The sequence below is a fragment of the Mesorhizobium sp. P160219 genome, from assembly GCF_057786095.1.
On record NZ_JBYNWG010000001.1, the window covers coordinates 5,213,858 to 5,229,868 of the forward strand.

15 protein-coding genes are annotated in these 16,011 nt (G+C 63.5%); 8 read left to right on the top strand and 7 right to left on the bottom strand.

Annotation, left to right across the window (positions count from 1 at the left end; all coding sequences use genetic code 11):
* Positions 1-108: 108 nt before the first annotated feature.
* Positions 109-588: a hypothetical protein gene (locus AC3EMP_RS25350; RefSeq protein WP_023667425.1), complete on the bottom strand. Its 480-nt coding sequence runs from the start codon at positions 586-588 to the stop codon at positions 109-111.
* Between the two features lie 20 nt (positions 589-608).
* Entirely contained in the window at positions 609-2,018 is a 1,410-nt protein-coding gene (locus tag AC3EMP_RS25355) for an FAD-binding oxidoreductase (RefSeq protein WP_023725338.1), read from the bottom strand.
* A 102-nt stretch (positions 2,019-2,120) separates the two neighbouring features.
* Here AC3EMP_RS25355 and AC3EMP_RS25360 point away from each other — a divergent pair, with 102 nt between their 5' ends.
* The 5 genes from AC3EMP_RS25360 to AC3EMP_RS25380 all read left to right on the top strand — a co-directional run bounded on the left by AC3EMP_RS25360 (position 2,121) and on the right by AC3EMP_RS25380 (position 4,805).
* Positions 2,121-2,606, top strand: a complete 486-nt coding sequence (locus tag AC3EMP_RS25360; protein ID WP_023699589.1) for a thioesterase family protein — start codon at positions 2,121-2,123, stop codon at positions 2,604-2,606.
* A 146-nt stretch (positions 2,607-2,752) separates the two neighbouring features.
* Positions 2,753-2,950: a hypothetical protein gene (locus AC3EMP_RS25365; RefSeq protein ID WP_013531006.1), complete on the top strand. Its 198-nt coding sequence runs from the start codon at positions 2,753-2,755 to the stop codon at positions 2,948-2,950.
* Positions 2,937-3,155, top strand: a complete 219-nt coding sequence (locus AC3EMP_RS25370) for a hypothetical protein (protein ID WP_155929625.1) — start codon at positions 2,937-2,939, stop codon at positions 3,153-3,155. The genes AC3EMP_RS25365 and AC3EMP_RS25370 overlap by 14 nt, the downstream gene beginning before the upstream one ends.
* Positions 3,156-3,210: 55 nt before the next feature.
* On the top strand, positions 3,211-4,359 hold the full coding sequence (locus AC3EMP_RS25375; protein WP_023682107.1) for a histidine kinase dimerization/phosphoacceptor domain -containing protein: 1,149 nt from the start codon (positions 3,211-3,213) through the stop codon (positions 4,357-4,359).
* Positions 4,356-4,805, top strand: a complete 450-nt coding sequence (locus tag AC3EMP_RS25380; protein ID WP_023668313.1) for a response regulator — start codon at positions 4,356-4,358, stop codon at positions 4,803-4,805. Before AC3EMP_RS25375 ends, AC3EMP_RS25380 begins: the two co-directional genes overlap by 4 nt.
* A 3-nt stretch (positions 4,806-4,808) precedes the next feature.
* Here AC3EMP_RS25380 and AC3EMP_RS25385 read toward each other — a convergent pair whose 3' ends face one another.
* Positions 4,809-5,714, bottom strand: coding sequence for a dienelactone hydrolase family protein (locus AC3EMP_RS25385; protein WP_023682108.1), 906 nt, complete (start codon positions 5,712-5,714; stop codon positions 4,809-4,811).
* A gap of 135 nt (positions 5,715-5,849) precedes the next feature.
* Between AC3EMP_RS25385 and AC3EMP_RS25390 the strand changes: the two genes are divergently transcribed.
* Positions 5,850-6,356, top strand: coding sequence for a hypothetical protein (locus AC3EMP_RS25390; RefSeq protein WP_352712340.1), 507 nt, complete (start codon positions 5,850-5,852; stop codon positions 6,354-6,356).
* Between the two features lie 12 nt (positions 6,357-6,368).
* Here AC3EMP_RS25390 and AC3EMP_RS25395 read toward each other — a convergent pair whose 3' ends face one another.
* Entirely contained in the window at positions 6,369-8,708 is a 2,340-nt protein-coding gene (locus AC3EMP_RS25395; RefSeq protein ID WP_488494688.1) for a glucose/quinate/shikimate family membrane-bound PQQ-dependent dehydrogenase, read from the bottom strand.
* A gap of 243 nt (positions 8,709-8,951) precedes the next feature.
* On the opposite strand from AC3EMP_RS25395, the gene AC3EMP_RS25400 reads away from it, so the two are divergent.
* Complete coding sequence (locus AC3EMP_RS25400; protein WP_023712457.1) at positions 8,952-9,785, top strand: DUF2059 domain-containing protein; 834 nt, start codon at positions 8,952-8,954, stop codon at positions 9,783-9,785.
* An 80-nt stretch (positions 9,786-9,865) separates the two neighbouring features.
* Positions 9,866-12,676: an ATP-dependent helicase gene (locus AC3EMP_RS25405; RefSeq protein WP_488494689.1), complete on the top strand. Its 2,811-nt coding sequence runs from the start codon at positions 9,866-9,868 to the stop codon at positions 12,674-12,676.
* A gap of 318 nt (positions 12,677-12,994) precedes the next feature.
* Here the strand turns inward: AC3EMP_RS25405 and AC3EMP_RS25410 are convergent, their stop codons facing one another.
* The 3 genes from AC3EMP_RS25410 to AC3EMP_RS25420 form a co-directional block, all read right to left on the bottom strand.
* Positions 12,995-14,035, bottom strand: coding sequence for an ABC transporter permease (locus AC3EMP_RS25410; protein ID WP_023682111.1), 1,041 nt, complete (start codon positions 14,033-14,035; stop codon positions 12,995-12,997).
* Positions 14,032-14,829 (bottom strand): ATP-binding cassette domain-containing protein, encoded by a 798-nt coding sequence (locus AC3EMP_RS25415; RefSeq protein WP_023668308.1) that lies wholly within the window; start codon positions 14,827-14,829, stop codon positions 14,032-14,034. The genes AC3EMP_RS25410 and AC3EMP_RS25415 overlap by 4 nt, the downstream gene beginning before the upstream one ends.
* 85 nt (positions 14,830-14,914) lie before the next feature.
* Complete coding sequence (locus AC3EMP_RS25420; RefSeq protein WP_023699592.1) at positions 14,915-15,928, bottom strand: substrate-binding domain-containing protein; 1,014 nt, start codon at positions 15,926-15,928, stop codon at positions 14,915-14,917.
* Between the last annotated feature and the right edge of the window lie 83 nt (positions 15,929-16,011).

The following is a 16,011-nucleotide window of genomic DNA, read 5'->3' on the forward strand; positions in this document are numbered from 1 at the left end:
CGTGTCGATAAAGAGGCAATTCATCCAGAGTTGCTTGATCTCTGATGTATCTGGAAGAGCAGAGATTTTTGGACGCCTTTGACCGCGGTCCGGCCTGTGCGCAAGAGACTATCCTGCCATGGCCCGTCGGCGATATTCGTTCAGCAGCACCACCATCTCCTCGGGCGACAATGTCCAGCCCTGCGGCAATGCGGCTTCGGCGCCGAGGCTTTTGGTCACGCTGCCCATGACGGAGCTTTTCTTGACCCCCGGTGCGAAATTGTACCCGATCATATCGCCTATCCTGCGCCGGCGATGGACGACGAAGAAGCTTTCGATATTCTTCCAGGGGACCAGGTTGGGCGATCGAACAAGGCCTCCGCCGAGACTGAAACCTTGTCCGTTCAGCACCAGAATCTGCGGCCGCACAAGCTGCCAGGCAAACACCAACGCGACCAGCCCGAAAAAGGCCACGCACCACCAAAGGCCGGCGGTGTCGCCGTCCTCGGAGACATAAATCAGGAAAGCGCAGGCCAGGACAAAGAAGAGGCTGGCCGACAGCAGTAACAGTGTCTTGCCAAGCGATGCCCTTATAATCAGGGTATCCATTGCCGCTCCTCACATTTCGGCTATGCAGGTAATATCTTGCCCGGGTTCATGATGTCTTGCGGGTCGAGCGCTTTTTTTATGGAGCGCATGATGTCGACACCATGGCCGAGCTCATGGCGCAGGAAGCCGATCTTGCCCTGGCCGATGCCGTGTTCGCCGGTGCAGGTGCCGTCCATGGCGATCGCCCGCATGTTCAGCCGCGAGACGAATTTCTCCGCCAGCGCGATCTCTTTGGGGTCGTTGACGTCCATCAGCACCAGCACATGGAAATTGCCGTCGCCGGCATGGCCGACGATCGGCGCAACCAGGCCCATCTCGGCAATGTCGGCCTCGGTTTCGGCAACGCATTCGGCCAGCCGCGAGATCGGCACGCAGACATCGGTCGAAAGGCCCTTGGCGCCCGGCCGTAGCGTCAGCGACGCCCAATAAGCATCGTGCCTGGCTTTCCAGAGTTTCGTGCGCTCCTCGGCGACGCTGGTCCAAAGGAATGGCCCGCCGCCATTGTCTTCAGCAATGGCACCGAAGGTCTCGGCCTGTTCGGCGACGCCGGCATCGCTGCCGTGGAACTCGACGAACAGGCACGGGCTCTCGGGATAATCGAGCTTCGAGTAATTCTTCATCGCCCGCATCTGCAGTCCATTGACCAGTTCGATCCGCGCCACCGGAATGCCCATCTGGATGGTCGCGATGACCGCGTTGCAGGCCGCCTCGAGGTTTGGAAACGGGCAGACGCCGCCGGAGATCGCCTGCGGAATGCCTTGCAGCTTCAAGGTCAGCGAGGTGATGATGCCGAGCGTGCCTTCCGAGCCGACCAGAAGCCGCGTCAGATCGTAGCCGGCCGAACTCTTTTTCGCCCGCTTGCCGGTCGTCACCGTCTCGCCATCGGCCATGACGGCCGTCAGCGACAGCACGTTTTCACGCATCGTGCCGTAGCGCACCGCATTGGTGCCGGAGGCCCGCGTTGCCGCCATGCCGCCGAGCGAAGCATTGGCGCCGGGATCGATGGGGAAGAACAGGCCGGTATCGCGCAGGTGCCGATTCAAATCCTCGCGCGTTACGCCAGGCTCGACCGTGCAGTCGAGATCCTCGGGGTTGACCGACAGGATGCGGTTCATGCGCGAGGTGTCGACCGAGATGCCGCCACCCGGCGCGTTGGTGTGGCCCTCCAGCGAGGAACCGACGCCGAAGGCGATGACCGGCACGCGGTGCGCGGCGCAGGCACGTACGATCTCCTGCACCTCTTCTGTCGTCTCCGAGAACGCGACACCGTCAGGCGCCTGCGTCGGAATATAGGTGGTGGTATGCGCATGCTGCGAGCGGATCGCCGCGCCTGTCTGGAAGCGTTCGCCGAGCTGCTGCTTGAGAATGCCGAGCACGGCGGCGATGCCTTCCTCGTTGCGTTCGACCGGATTGAGGTCGCTCAGAGCCATGAATTCCTCCGCGAATGGACCAGCGTCCACGCTTGTTATGCGATTATGGATGCGTAGTCTCGACTGCCGCGCTCTGTCCAGCACCAGAACAAGGAACTTTCCATGCCTGTTCCCGCCCCCTTAGTTTCCAAACCGATGGACATCGAGAAGGACTGGATCGACTACAACGGCCATCTCAACATGGCCTATTACAACGTGTTGTTCGACCGCTGCTCGGATGAGGCGTTCGAGGCGATGGGCATGGGGCTGGACTATGTCGAAGAGCGGCGCCTGACCATCTACACGGCCGAAGTCCATGTTTGCTATGTCCAGGAACTGCACCTCGAACACAAGGTCGTCGTATCCTTCCAGCTGATCGATCACGACGACAAGCGGCTGAGGGCCTACCAGGAAATCCGCCATGTCGATGGCTGGCTTGCCGCCACCTCCGAAACCCTGTCGCTGCATGTCGACATGTCCGGGCCGAAAGTCGCGCCCTTCCCCGCCGATGTGCAGGCCAAGGTGGAAGCCATGCGCGCCGCCCATTCTGCACTGCCGATGCCCGAGCGCGCCGGCCGTTCGATCGGTATTCGCCGCAGGACCGCTTGAAGCGCTGCCGCGCCCGCGTTAACCTTACCAAGGTTTTAACGTGAACAAGCCATTTGGGCCATTGAACGACTCAGCTGACCGTTTGAGAACGGTGCCATGCGAGTTGTGACGCGGGCGGCGGGCAACAGGCGGTTCGAGGAACGTGCATGAAAACCGACATCAAGGTCGAGGTGGACAGGCTGGCTGCCGATCCGCGCATCACCGACTATGATTTCTGGCGCTCGTTGAAGAACGTCAACAACGAGATCTTCCACATCGCCAACAACAACGAGCCTATCCCCTTCGACATGATCCGCTGGCGCGCCATCCTGAAGCAGGCGCGCATGAAGCGTGGCCACGCCTGATGTTTCCGCTGTTCTGAGAAAGCCGCCACCGGCGAGCGCCGCCACGGACCATTGCGACCTGATCATTTCCAAAGGTCTGCGCCAGCCCCGCTTTCAGCGAATCGGCTGCATCCGACAACCTTCAAAAACCGTTCATTTCGACAGTTTGCGCAACCGGCGATTCGGTTTCGCAAACGGCTGCCTGCGACAAGAAGATCAAGATTGAACCAATTCCACGTCTAAGCCGTTGTGACCCCTGAAAAACGGCTTGGAGTGAAAGCATGGACTGGAAAAGGACCAGGGAACCGGCCGACGCATGGCACATGACGGACAATCTGCATGCCGAGCACGGCAAGGGCGATCCGTTCGCGGCCGCCATCCGCGCCACCCGCATGTCGATGGTCATCACCGATCCCCGTCAGGCGGACAATCCGATCGTCTTTGCCAATGACGCGTTCCTGCGCCTGACCGGCTACGAGCGCGACGAGGTCATGGGCAAGAACTGCCGCTTCCTGCAGGGGCCAGAGACAGACAAGGCAGCTGTGGCTAGCGTGCGCGACGCGATAGCAGCGGGAACCGATATCGCCATCGATCTGTTGAACTACCGCAAGGACGGCTCGACATTCTGGAATGCGCTCTACATCAGCCCGGTTTCCAACGACAAAGGCGAACTCCTGTTCTTCTTTGCCTCACAGCTCGATGTCTCCGATCGCAAGCGCTCGGAGGATCGCATCACCGCCGACAAGAACCGCTTTGAAAAGGCTGTCAAGGAACGCACGCGCGAGCTTGAGGCCGCCCTTGAGGCGCAGACCACGCTGCTGCACGAGGTCGACCATCGGGTGAAAAACAACCTGCAGATGATCTCCTCGCTGATCATCATGCAAAGCCGGGCAATCAAGGATGAAGCGACAAAGCGATCGCTGGCCACCATGCTGGAGCGCATCGAGGCGCTGAGCACGGTGCATCGCCGTCTCTACCAGTCAAAGGATGTCAGCCGCTTCGATGTCTCGGATTTCGCCAGGGATCTGGTCACCGACCTGCTGACCGCATCCGGACGCGCCGAGATCAAGCCGACGCTGGACCTCGAACCCATCGTCATTCCGGCCGAAAAAGCCACGCCTGTTGCCTTGATGGTCAATGAGCTTGTCACCAACGCGCTGAAGCACGCCTTCAAGGCAAAGCCGGACGGCACCACCGCGGGGCGCATCGGCATCAAGATGAGCCAGCCCGACGGCCACTTCAACATCGAGGTTTCCGATGACGGCGTCGGCATGGCCGAGGCCAGTGGCGATGCTTCCTTCGGCATGCGGCTGATCAAGTCGCTTGCCCGGCAGTTGCATGCCGACATCGAATGGCGCGACGCCGGCCCGGGCACAAAGGTCGTCATCTCGATGCCGAACGAACCGCAGCAGAAAGGGAAGCTGTCATGAACGAACCGCTCAAGGTCCTGATCGTCGAGGACGAGGCGTTGCTGGCGATGGAACTGGAAAGCCTCGTCGAGGAAGCCGGCCACAGCGTTGTGGGTTGGGCGACATCCTTGGCCGAAGCAAGAGGTATGATTGATACCGCCGATGCCGATATTGCCTTTGTCGATATCCACCTCGCCGACGGACCAACCGGGGTCGAGGTTGCCGAGCATATCCGCGAGGGTAACCGTTCCATGGTGGTGTTCATGACCGCCAATCCAAAACGCATCCCCGACCATTTCGCCGGCGCGATCGGCGTCATCGCCAAGCCCTACACGATGAACGGACTGGTGTCGGCGTTGCGCTATCTGCAGGAGGGCGTGCGGCGCCCGCCCCCGGTCTCGGTGCTGCCGGCCGGTTTTACGCTGTCGCCGGCCTATGAAAGCGTATGGGCGTCGTCGGCGGCCTGAAGCCTACGCCAGCTTCTCCTTGAGGAAAGCGATCGTCCGTCCCCAGGCGAGATCGGCTGCCTTCTTGTCGTAGCGCGCGGCCGAGGTGTCGTTGTTGAAGGCATGGTTGACGCCGTCATAGACATAGAGCGTGTATTCGACATGGGCGGCGTCGAGCGCTTTCTTGTAGGCATCGATGCCGGCGTCGATGCGCTCGTCGAGCCCGGCATAGTGCAGCAACAGCGCCGCCTTGATCTTCGCCACATCCTCGGCCTTCGGCTGCATGCCGTAATAGGCGACGCCGACGGCGAGATCGGGCGCGTTGACCGCCAGATTGTTGACCGTGCCGCCGCCCCAGCAGAAGCCGACAGCACCGACCTTGCCGTTGCCGTCCTTCTCGCCCTTGAGATAGGCGATGGTCGCCAGGCCATCGGCGGTGACCTGGCTGGCGTCGAGCTTGGTGAACATGTCGCGCGCCTTGTCTTCGTCAGCGGGCGTGCCGCCGAGCGGCGACAGGAAATCCGGCGCCAGCGCCACGAACCCTTCCAGCGCAACGCGCCGCGCAACATCCTTGATATGCGGGTTGAGCCCCCTGTTCTCATGCACCACGATGACGGTGCCGAGCTTGCCGGACTGGTCCGCCGGCCTGACCAGATAGCCCTTCATCTCACCGCTGCTGCCGGAATAGGTGATATCTTCAGCCTTCACGCGCGGATCGTTGTCGGCGACGATTGCCGCCTGCGCCGAATTCGCCGCAAGCAGCGGCGCGATCGCGGCCGCCGCCGCGCCCGATCCGGCAAGCCTGGTCAGCTGTTCCATGAAGCGGCGGCGGTCGAGCGTCAGATGCGTGTATTCGTCATAGGCATCGATCATCGCCTGGGTGATGGCAGGTTTGGCAGGTTTGACGGCTTCGGCGGTGGGTTTCGTCATGGCGTGCTCCTCGTTAGGAGATGATCTCACGGTCACTCCGGGATGACCTCATGGTCACTCCGGGATGACCTCGCGGTCACTCCGGGATGACTCGCGGATCAAGATAGGGTGCAAGCTCGCACGGTCCAGTCTCGGATGGGTGACGCTTGCGCCATCGAACGATGCGGCCGCCCCGCCGAACGCGCCCATCACATTTTGGTCATTTCAGAGAATGTCGATGGTGCCGCCACAATATGGAAGGAAGCTGATGATGGTCTCGCTCGTAGCGGCGAGCCCGACGAGAAGGAACAACGCCATGACCTTGTCTACTCCGATCCTTGCAAGCGCGCTCGTGCTTGCTGTTGCTGCCTTGCTGGCAATGCGCTCCGCTGCTGCCGCAGCCGCCGCTCGGATGGTGAAGGTCCGCGTCGACCGGCGTCGGCCGGCACCACGCTGATCCAGCAGGCCGAAACAGGGCCGCAGCTAACCAATGAAGTACTGGGCTCCGTGCCCAGCCTCAAAGGCCATCTCTTACGCAAGCTGACCAAGGCTGCTGCTGCCCTCATCGCCCTGCCGGGCACTTCTCCCCGTATAGATGCCGGCAGGCAGATGAGGGGCGGCGCGAAATTGCCAGAATATCTGCCGGGCCGATCACCTACCTAAGTCGCATCGCTGCTACTTCGGCAGCGTATAGGCCATCACATAGTCGCCCGGCTTGGTGCCGACCGAGCCGTGGCCGCCGGCGACGATGACCAAGAACTGGCGGCCGTCGGCGACGGTGTAGGTCATCGGCGTCGACTGCCCACCGGCCGGCAGCCTGGCCTGCCAGAGCTGCTTGCCCGATGTCAGGTCATAGGCGCGCAGATAGTCGTCGACCGCCGCGCCCAGGAAGACGACGCCGCCGGCGGTGATCATCGGCCCGCCAATGCCGGGAACACCGACCTTCAGCGGCAAGGGCAACGGCGTCATGTCATAGACGGTGCCGTTGCGGTGCTTGTAGGCGATCTTGCCGGTTCTGAGGTCCGCTCCCGCCACATAGCCCCATGGCGGCGCCTGGCAGGGCACGCCGAGCGGCGACAGGAACGGCCCCATCACCACCGCATAGGGTGCGCTCTCATTGCGGTTCAGCCCCTGCTCGCTGCCGCGCCCCTCATCCGGCGGCGGCACCTGGTCGCGCGGAATGAGCTGCGATTTGAACGCCAGATAGGTCGGCATGCCGAACATCACCTGCCGCACCGGATCGACGGCGACGCCGCCCCAGTTGAATGTGCCGAAATTACCGGGATAGACCAGCGACCCCTGCACCGATGGCGGGGTATAGCGGCCCTCGTAGCGCAGGCCCTGGAATTCGATCCGGCAGGCCAGCTGGTCGAACATGGTGATGCCCCACATGTCGGCGCCGGTCAGCGGCCTCGGATTGAAGGAGAGATCCGAGACCGGCTGCGTCGGCGACGTGTGATCGCCCTCGACAGCGCCGCCCGGCGCCGGCACTTCCTTGATCGGGATGATCGGCTCGCCGCTGCGCCGGTCGAGCACGTAGAGGTCGCCCTGCTTGGTCGGTCCAACCAGGCCCGGAACGACGCCGGCAGCGGTGGTGATGTCGACCAGGGTCGGCTGTGCCGGCACATCCATGTCCCAGAGGTCGTGATGCACGGTCTGCCGCACCCAGCGCACTTGTCCGGTGGCCAGATCGAGCGCGGTGATCGAGGAGGAAAACTTCTCGACATTGGCGCTGCGGCCCATCCCGAGCTGGTCCGGCGTCTGGTTGCCGAGCGGCACATAGAGCAGGCCGAGCTTCTCGTCGGCGCTTGCCGTCGACCACATGTTGGGCGAGTTGTGGGTGTAGGTCTGGCCTGCCGCCAGCGGCGTTGTCTGGTCCGGATTGCCGGAATCCCAGTTCCACACCAGGGCGCCGGTGTCGACGTCGAAGGCCCGGATGACGCCGGACGGCTCTTGCGTCGAATAATTGTCGTTGACCGCGCCGCCGATGATGATCTTGCCGCCCGCAATCAGCGGCGCCGAGGTCGAGTAATAATAGCCCGACTTCGGATACGGCATGTTGGTCAACAGATTGAGCGTGCCGGCTTCGGCGAAGGACGGGCAGACCTGGCCGTTGGCGGCGTCGAGCGCGATCAGCCGCGCATCCGATGTCGGCAGGTAGACGCGAGTCGCGCAAGGCTGGCCGGCGGCGATCTTGGCATCGGCATAGTAGGACACGCCGCGGCAGGTCTGGTGCTGGCGGTCCTTGTCGAGCTTGATCTTGGGATCGAAACGCCATTTCTCCTTGCCGGTGGCGGCATCGATGGCGATGGCGAAATTGTGCGGCGTGCAGATATAGAGCGCATCGCCCACCTTCAGCGGCGTCACCTGGTAGGTGGTTTCGCCGACATCGTCCGGCCCTTTCACGTCGCCGGTCTGGTAGGTCCAGGCCGGCTGCAATTTGGCGACATTGTCGGGCGTGATCTGGTCGAGCGGCGAATAGCGCTGGCCAAATTGCGTGCGGCCGTAGAAGTGCCATTCACCGGGAGGCACATTGCCGCCGAGATCGGCAGTCGGCGTCACCTTGTCGGCGCTGAGGTCGCCGGCGATGTCCTTGGGATCGGCCGTCATCGAATAACCGGCGACGGCGAGCGATGCGAGCACGGCCAGAATGAGCGGCGCGCGCGCGTCGGGGCCGGTCAGGCCCCGCCTTGCCCAAGGCGTCAGCAGCCACAGCGCCAGAAGCACGATGATGCCGCCGCGCGGTGCGAGTTCCCACCAGTCGAAGCCGATTTCCCACACCGCCCAGGCCAGCGTGCCGAGCACGATCGCCGCGTAGAGCCAGAGCGCCGTCGATTTGCGCCGGAAGAGCAGCCATGCGGCGATGAGGAAGGCGAGACCGGTGACGACATAGTACCAGCTGCCGCCCAGCATCGCGAGCCAGACGCCGCCGCCGCCAAGTGCGAGGCCGATGAGGAACAGGATGAGGGAGGTGATGACGACAGCCAAGACGATACTCCTTCGACTGATGCGCATTCCGCGGCGCGGCCATGGGCAAAGGTATGCCAATCCTGCCCCCGGCGGTACAACCTTCTCCCGCCCGCCGTGCCTGTCAAGCCGCCGGGGAGCGATCCATGGCGAAACCAAACGGCCATGCCGCAGGCTCCGCGCACAGGGCGTTTTTTTCGAGGCCACACGCCCAGGTGGCAATCCCGCCTTGCCGGCATCCGGGTTTTCCAGCAGTCTGCTTTCGACCAACCATCAGGAGCAACCAGAGTGATGTCATTCGCCTCGCCTCTGACGCGAGTAGTCCTTGTCCTCTGTAGCTTCGTCGCGCTCACGGCCGGCACAGTGGCCGCGCCGGCACAGACGCTGAGCGAGATCAACAAGGCAAACGGCTTTCACGAGATGCTGATGGGCATCGGTCCCGGCATCGCCGCAGCCACGAAATCCATACCCGAACCGTTACCGGCAAATTTCCAGGACGCCTTGTCGGTCGCGCTGGAAGGCGCCTTCGACGCAGTCAAAATGGAGACTGCCATCGAATCGCGGATGGCGGACAGGCTGTCGGCCACCGATCTGTCCGACCTCGCAGCGTTTTACGCTTCCCCGTTGGGCAAGCACGTCACCGCTTTGGAAATTCAGTCGTCTGGCCCGGAAGGCAGGCAAAGCAAGAAGACAGAGGGCAAGCAAATCCTCGCCGAGCTTCCGACCAAGGATCCAGCCCGGCTCGAATTGTACCGCAAGATCATCGACGATATCAGCGCTGTCGACACCGGCGAGGCGATAGCGCTGAACATGAGCTACGCGATGGTTACGGGGATGCTGGGCGCAGCCGGAAAGCCTCTGTCGGACGAACAGATCATGGCGCTGGTGCGTCAGCAATCCGTGAAAATTCGCCAGAACATCGAACAGAATGCCATGCAGGGTAGCGCTTATACGTACCGGGATCTCCCGCTCGGCGATCTCAGACTGTACTCGACATTCCTGGCGTCACCCGCGGGCAGCCGCTATTACGACCAGATGCTGACGGCCTTTGGCATGGTGATGACAGAGGAAGCGCGCTCGTTCGGACATCGATTGTTCGTCGCGCTCGGTTACCGAAAGGCCTGAGCCGCAGTATCGGGCACTTTAGCAGAACAAAACGTAGACACTTCTGGTCTTTCGCTCCCGAATCACTACATTCGGGGGAGATGTCCGGCTTTGCGGAAGAAATGCCCTTTTTCGACGAACCCAATGCGCGGCCCGCGGCCCCGTCGGGCATAGCCGCGCGCGCCATGGCGGCCCGCAGCGGACCCAACAGCGCACCCGATTATCTCAACGGCCTCAACCCCGAGCAGCGGCTGGCGGTGGAAACCACCGAAGGCCCGGTCCTGGTGCTGGCCGGCGCCGGCACCGGCAAGACCCGCGTGCTGACCACCCGCATCGCCCATATCCTGGCCACCGGCAGGGCTTTCCCCTCGCAGATCCTGGCGGTGACCTTCACCAACAAGGCCGCGCGCGAGATGAAGCAGCGCATCGGCCATCTCGTCGGCGAAGCCGTCGAGGGCATGCCGTGGCTCGGCACCTTCCACTCCATCGGCGTCAAGCTCTTGCGCCGCCACGCCGAGCTGGCCGGGCTCAAATCCGATTTCACCATCCTCGACACCGACGACGTCGTACGGCTGATCAAGCAGCTGATCCAGGCCGAAGGCCTCGACGACAAGCGCTGGCCGGCCAAGCAGTTCGCGCAGATGATCGACGGCTGGAAGAACAAGGGCCAAGGCCCGGCCGACATTGCCGAGGGCGATGCCCGCAGCTTCGCCAACGGCAAGGGCCGGGAACTATACAAGGCCTATCAGGAGCGGCTGAAGACGCTGAACGCCTGCGACTTCGGCGATCTGCTCTGCCACCCGATCCGCATCTTCCGCGCCAATCCGGACGTGCTGAAGGACTACCACAAGCGCTTCAAATACATCCTCGTCGACGAGTACCAGGACACCAACACCGCGCAATACATGTGGCTGCGGCTGCTGGCGCAAAGGCCAAGTGCGCCACAACCGCCAAGTGAGCCACAACCGCCAAGAAGTGGCGTTCCAGGTGGCCGCGTTCCAAGTCCTAGCCCGTCCAGGACTCCTGATCGAACTGAGGCGGGCAACTACAAACCTGCGGCGTCAAAAGACGATCCTTCGGAAGAAGGTAACTACGTTAGACCAAACACCTCCTACCGCTGGAATGTTCCGGCCGAAGGCCGCAAGCCCGACCGGGCGTCCGAGCCGTTGCGAGGCCCCCGCGGAGGGCCCGCGCCGGCAGGCGCGGAACAGCCCGTGAGCGTGAATATTTGCTGCGTCGGCGACGACGACCAATCGATCTATGGCTGGCGTGGCGCCGAGGTCGACAACATCCTGCGCTTCGACAAGGATTTTCCCGGCGCCACCATCATCCGTCTGGAGCGCAATTATCGCTCGACCGCGCACATCCTCGGCACTGCCTCGCACCTCATCGCCCACAATGAGGGCCGCTTCGGCAAGACGCTGTTCACCGAGAAGGTCGCCGAGGACGACGAGAAGGTGCATGTCCACGCCGCCTGGGATTCCGAGGAGGAGGCGCGCGCCGTCGGCGAGACCATCGAGACCTACCAGCGTGCCAAGCACAAGCTCAATGATATGGCCATCCTGGTCCGCGCCTCCTTCCAGATGCGCGAATTCGAGGATCGCTTCGTCACGCTCGGCCTCAACTACCGCGTCATCGGCGGCCCGCGCTTCTATGAGCGCATGGAAATCCGCGATGCACTGGCCTTCTTCCGCGTCGTCGCGCAGGGCGCCGACGACCTCGCCTTCGAGCGCATCGTCAATGTCCCCAAGCGCGGCCTGGGTGAAGCCACCATCCGCCAGATCCACGACACGGCGCGGAGCTTGCGCATCCCGATGCTGGAGGCAGCCGCCAAGCTCGCAGAAAGCGACGAGCTGAAGCCCAAGCCCCGCGCGGCCTTGCGCGAAGTGGCGGCCAATTTCGAGCGCTGGCAGAAGGCGCTGGAAACCACGCCGCACACCGAACTCGCCGAGACCATTCTGGAGGAGAGCGGCTACACCGACATGTGGAAGAACGACCGCTCGGTCGAGGCGCCGGGCCGGCTGGAAAACCTGAAAGAGCTTATCCGCTCCATGGAGGAGTATAAATCGCTGCGCTCCTTCCTCGAACATGTCGCCCTGGTCATGGACGCCGAGCAGAACGCCGAGCTTGACGCCGTCAACATCATGACGCTGCATTCGGCCAAGGGCCTCGAATTCGAGACCGTGTTCCTCCCCGGCTGGGAGGAAGGCCTGTTCCCGCACCAACGCGCGCTGGACGAAGGCGGCCGCTCCGGCCTGGAGGAAGAGCGCCGTCTCGCCTATGTCGGCCTGACCCGGGCCAAGAAGAACCTGCATCTGTGGTTCGTCTCCAACCGCCGCATCCACGGCCTGTGGCAGTCGACCATCCCGTCGCGCTTTCTGGACGAACTGCCGGAAGCCCATGTCGAGGTCGCCGAAAGCGGCAACTCCTATGGCGGCTACGGCAATTCCTATGGCGGCGGTTCGTTCGCGTCGGGCCGTGGCGGCCAGGGCGCAGGGCGGCAGAACCCCTACGGCGCCTCGCGCTTCGACAATGTCGGCGCGGAAAAATCCGGCGCCTTCTCCAACACCTATGCGACGCCCGGCTGGCAGCGCGCGCAGGCCAACCGCACCGAGGCGACCGACCGCAACTGGGGCTCGCGCTCCGGCCACCAGGTCGAGCGCATCGGCTATGGCGAGACCGACTCCGGCTACGGCGCCGGCCGAACCAGCGTCAAAGGCCGCACCATTGACGGCGAACTGGTCGCCAAATCCGTCGCCGACACGCCGTCGCCCTTCAGCGTCGGCGACCGCGTCTTCCACCAGAAATTCGGCAACGGCAACATCTCCAACATCGAAGGCAACAAGCTGACCATCGACTTCGACAAGGCCGGCCAGAAACGCGTGCTGGACGGGTTTGTGGCGGCGGTGTGAGCGCCCGCTTGTCCTGTTGTCCTACAAGCGACCACATTGTTGTAGTCTGGCGGAGCCCTCCCCGCCTCGTCATCCACGGGCGGAGCAAGGAGCGTAGCGACGCAGCGTAGACCCGAGGATCCATCCCGCGTCTTCAACGCGTTGCCACGGTGCGGAATCCTGCGCAGCTGCACGCCAAGGTCGCGGAATGGATTCCAGGGTCTACGCGACGGAGCTTCGCTCCTGCTCCGCCTTAGAATGACGAAGCGACGGGCGTCTGCCCAGTCGTCGGGGCATGCGGTCCGCAACATGAGCGTCCCCGTCAATTTAGCCCGCCCCTCACCTGTACCGCGCCTGGTTCCACTTGTGCCCCAGCAGCGACAGGATGATGATCAGCCCGTTGAAGAACTGGACGTAGAAGCCGCTCAGGCCCGCCGCCACGACGCCGGTCTGGATGAACGACACGGTGACCGCGCCGATCGCTCCACCGGCAACCGTACCGATGCCGCCCCAGGTCGGCGTGCCGCCGACGAACACCGAAGCCAGCACCGGCAAGAGATAGCCGTCGCCCGCGGTCGGCCACCAGGTGAAGTTGATCATCACCGAAAACGTGCCGGCGATCGCGGCCCCGATGCCGGTGAAGATGAACACTTTCACCCGCACACGCTTGACGTCGATGCCCATTTGCTGGGCGCTGTCGGGGTTGTCGCCGACGACCCTCACCTGCGCGCCGAAGCGGTGCCGGTTGTAGAGCATTGCCGAAAAAATGACGAAGGCGAGTGCCCATAAGACCTGTACCGGAAAACCCCACACCTGACCGGAGAAGATGGTGTACGCCCAGCTGTCGCTGAGACCGGTCAATGCGGTCGATCTGCCCTCGTTGATGATCTGGATCAGTCCCCGCAGCAGGAAATTCATGCCGAGCGTGGCGATCAGCGACGACAGCCCGCCATAAACGACCAGGGATCCGACGAGAAAGCCGAGCAGCGTGCCGGTGAGAATCGCCGCTGCGATGCCGAGAAACGGATCGTAGCCGGCCTGCACCACCAGCGCGAACACCCAGGAGGCAAAGCCCATGGTTGCGGGAAACGACAGGTCGATCTCGCCGCAGGTGACGACGAAGACCAGCGGCACCACCACGAACAGGGCAACCGGCAGCGTGGTCAGCACGGATCTGTAGAGATACCAGGTGGTGAACACGGTCGGGTTGGCGATCAGGAACGCCGCCATCATGATGATGAACACGGCGAGCGTGCCGAGCGCTGCGCGGTTGTCGATGACGAAACCGCGCAGCCAATGGTCGGACGGGTGCTTCCACTCAGGCCGGGCTGCCTTGCCGCCGAGCGGGCTCTGCAGATCGGGTTCCATGGTCTTGCTCATCGTGCTGCCCTCTCCGCGTCGCCGGCCTCGTGCAGCCCCGGCAATCCGCCGGGATGCGCAACGTCTTCCATGAAGTTGATCAGCTCTTCGGCCGACTTGACCTCGGTGCGATCGGCGGTCAGCGCCACCTTGCCGCGGTCAATCACAACGAAGCGGTCGGCGATGTCGAAGACGTGATGGATGTTGTGGCCGATGAACAGGATCGAGCGCCCGCTCGCCCGCACCTGGCGCACGAAATGGAAGACCTTGGCGGTCTCGGTCAGCGACAGCGCCGTCGTCGGCTCGTCGAGGATGATCAGCTCCGCCTGCTTGTAGATGGCCCGCGCGATCGCCACGCCCTGGCGTTCGCCGCCGGAGAGCTGGCCGACGATCGAATGCGGCGTGAACACCTTCGAGGTAAAGCCGATCTCGCGCATCAGCCGGCTCGCCTCCTCTATCTCTTTATTGACCTTCAGAAAGCCCATGAAGCCGGTGAGTTCGCGGCCCATGAAGATGTTGCGCACGATGGTCTGCTGCACGGCCAGCGCCCGGTCCTGGAAAACCGTCTCGATGCCGGCGTCGCGCGAGCGTGCCGCACTCCAGCCGGTCACCGGCTTGCCGCGCACCAGGATCTCGCCGCTGGTCGGCTTGACGACGCCGGACAGGATCTTGATCAGCGTCGATTTGCCGGCGCCATTGTCGCCGATCAGGCCAACCACCTCGCCGCGGTCGACCGAGAGATTGACCCCGCCCAGCGCATAGACCTGGCCATAGGATTTGCTGATGTCGCGCAGTTCGATGATGCGTTCGGCCATGGTGATCCTCGCTCCTGTGGTATCATCCGGCCTGGTGCCGGCGGTCCTGCCGGCCGGGCTTGCGCCCAGCCGGCAGTTTGGGAGGTCAGCGCAGCGCCTGCTTGGCGAGCTCGGCGACGATCTCGTAATTCTGCGGCGTGACGAAGCCCGCCCCGGTGTCGACATTCATCGGCGCCAGGCCCAGCACCACCTGCTGGCAAAGGCTGAGGATCGGCAGATAGCCTTGCAGAAACGGCTGCTGATCAGCCGTCAGCTGCACCCAGCCGCCCTTGAACGCCTCGACGATCTGCGGGCTGGTATCGAAGCCGAAGTTGAAGATGTCGCCGGGCTTGCGTCCTGCCGCCTGCATGTAGGTGGCGACGTTGCCCAGCATCTGGCCGCCGGGATAGCCGACCGCCTTGACGTCGGGATTGTTGAGCAGGGCCGCGGTGATCACCGGTATCGCCAGATTGGGGTCGGACGCCCATTCGCCGCTCGGCGGCGACGACAGCTGGATGACCTCGACGCCGGCTTCCTTGAGTGCTGCCACCGTGCCGCGCTCGCGCGCGCCGCGGGCCTCGTTCTCGAACGGACCGATCATGATTGCCTTGTCGCCGGACTTGAGCTTCCCGAGCTTGAACGCCTCAGTGCCGAGCGCGCGGCCCTGCTGCTCCTGCTGGGCGCCGACATAGCCGCCGCCGAACGCGTCCACCACCTTCGGCACCGGCACGTTCTGGTACATCATCTTGATGCCGTCCTTGTGCGCCTGTTCGGCCAGCGGCATGATCGCGGCGTCGCCCGGATGGCCCATCATGGCAATGCCGTTTGGCTTCACGGCGACGGCCTCGCGCAATTGCTGCACCATCTTCTCGACGTCCCACTGCGAGAAGATGTAGTCGACCTTCGGCCCGAGATCGGACGCCGCCTGCTTGGCGCCATTGTAGACGATGGTGCCGAAAGCGTCGCCCTCGGCGCCGCCGACGAAAAAGCGGATGTGGACATCCTTGCACCACTGGGCGTCGAGCGCCTGCGCCGGCAGAGTGGAGATGGCAGCGCACAGCGCCGTGGCGGCGGCCACGACGGTCGAGCGCAGAAGTGTCGTTCTCATTGCGATGCTCATGCACGTTCCTCCCTTTTGTCCTCGGTGAGCCGAGGGGTTCGTCGTTCGCTTTTCGGCAGTGCTTGTCGGCAGTGCTTGGCAAT

Excerpts from the sequence above, each read along its gene's own strand:
- AC3EMP_RS25410 (WP_023682111.1), bottom strand. The coding sequence starts at position 14,035 with ATGAGCAAGACCATGGAACCCGATCTGCAGAGCCCGCTCGGCGGCAAG.
- AC3EMP_RS25375 (WP_023682107.1), top strand. The coding sequence starts at position 3,211 with ATGGACTGGAAAAGGACCAGGGAACCGGCCGACGCATGGCACATGACG.
- AC3EMP_RS25415 (WP_023668308.1), bottom strand. The coding sequence starts at position 14,829 with ATGGCCGAACGCATCATCGAACTGCGCGACATCAGCAAATCCTATGGC.
- AC3EMP_RS25400 (WP_023712457.1), top strand. The coding sequence starts at position 8,952 with ATGTCATTCGCCTCGCCTCTGACGCGAGTAGTCCTTGTCCTCTGTAGC.
- AC3EMP_RS25350 (WP_023667425.1), bottom strand. The coding sequence starts at position 588 with ATGGATACCCTGATTATAAGGGCATCGCTTGGCAAGACACTGTTACTG.
- AC3EMP_RS25420 (WP_023699592.1), bottom strand. The coding sequence starts at position 15,928 with ATGAGCATCGCAATGAGAACGACACTTCTGCGCTCGACCGTCGTGGCC.
- AC3EMP_RS25390 (WP_352712340.1), top strand. The coding sequence starts at position 5,850 with ATGGGTGACGCTTGCGCCATCGAACGATGCGGCCGCCCCGCCGAACGC.
- AC3EMP_RS25380 (WP_023668313.1), top strand. The coding sequence starts at position 4,356 with ATGAACGAACCGCTCAAGGTCCTGATCGTCGAGGACGAGGCGTTGCTG.
- AC3EMP_RS25405 (WP_488494689.1), top strand. The coding sequence starts at position 9,866 with ATGTCCGGCTTTGCGGAAGAAATGCCCTTTTTCGACGAACCCAATGCG.
- AC3EMP_RS25365 (WP_013531006.1), top strand. The coding sequence starts at position 2,753 with ATGAAAACCGACATCAAGGTCGAGGTGGACAGGCTGGCTGCCGATCCG.
- AC3EMP_RS25385 (WP_023682108.1), bottom strand. The coding sequence starts at position 5,714 with ATGACGAAACCCACCGCCGAAGCCGTCAAACCTGCCAAACCTGCCATC.
- AC3EMP_RS25355 (WP_023725338.1), bottom strand. The coding sequence starts at position 2,018 with ATGGCTCTGAGCGACCTCAATCCGGTCGAACGCAACGAGGAAGGCATC.
- AC3EMP_RS25395 (WP_488494688.1), bottom strand. The coding sequence starts at position 8,708 with ATGCGCATCAGTCGAAGGAGTATCGTCTTGGCTGTCGTCATCACCTCC.
- AC3EMP_RS25360 (WP_023699589.1), top strand. The coding sequence starts at position 2,121 with ATGCCTGTTCCCGCCCCCTTAGTTTCCAAACCGATGGACATCGAGAAG.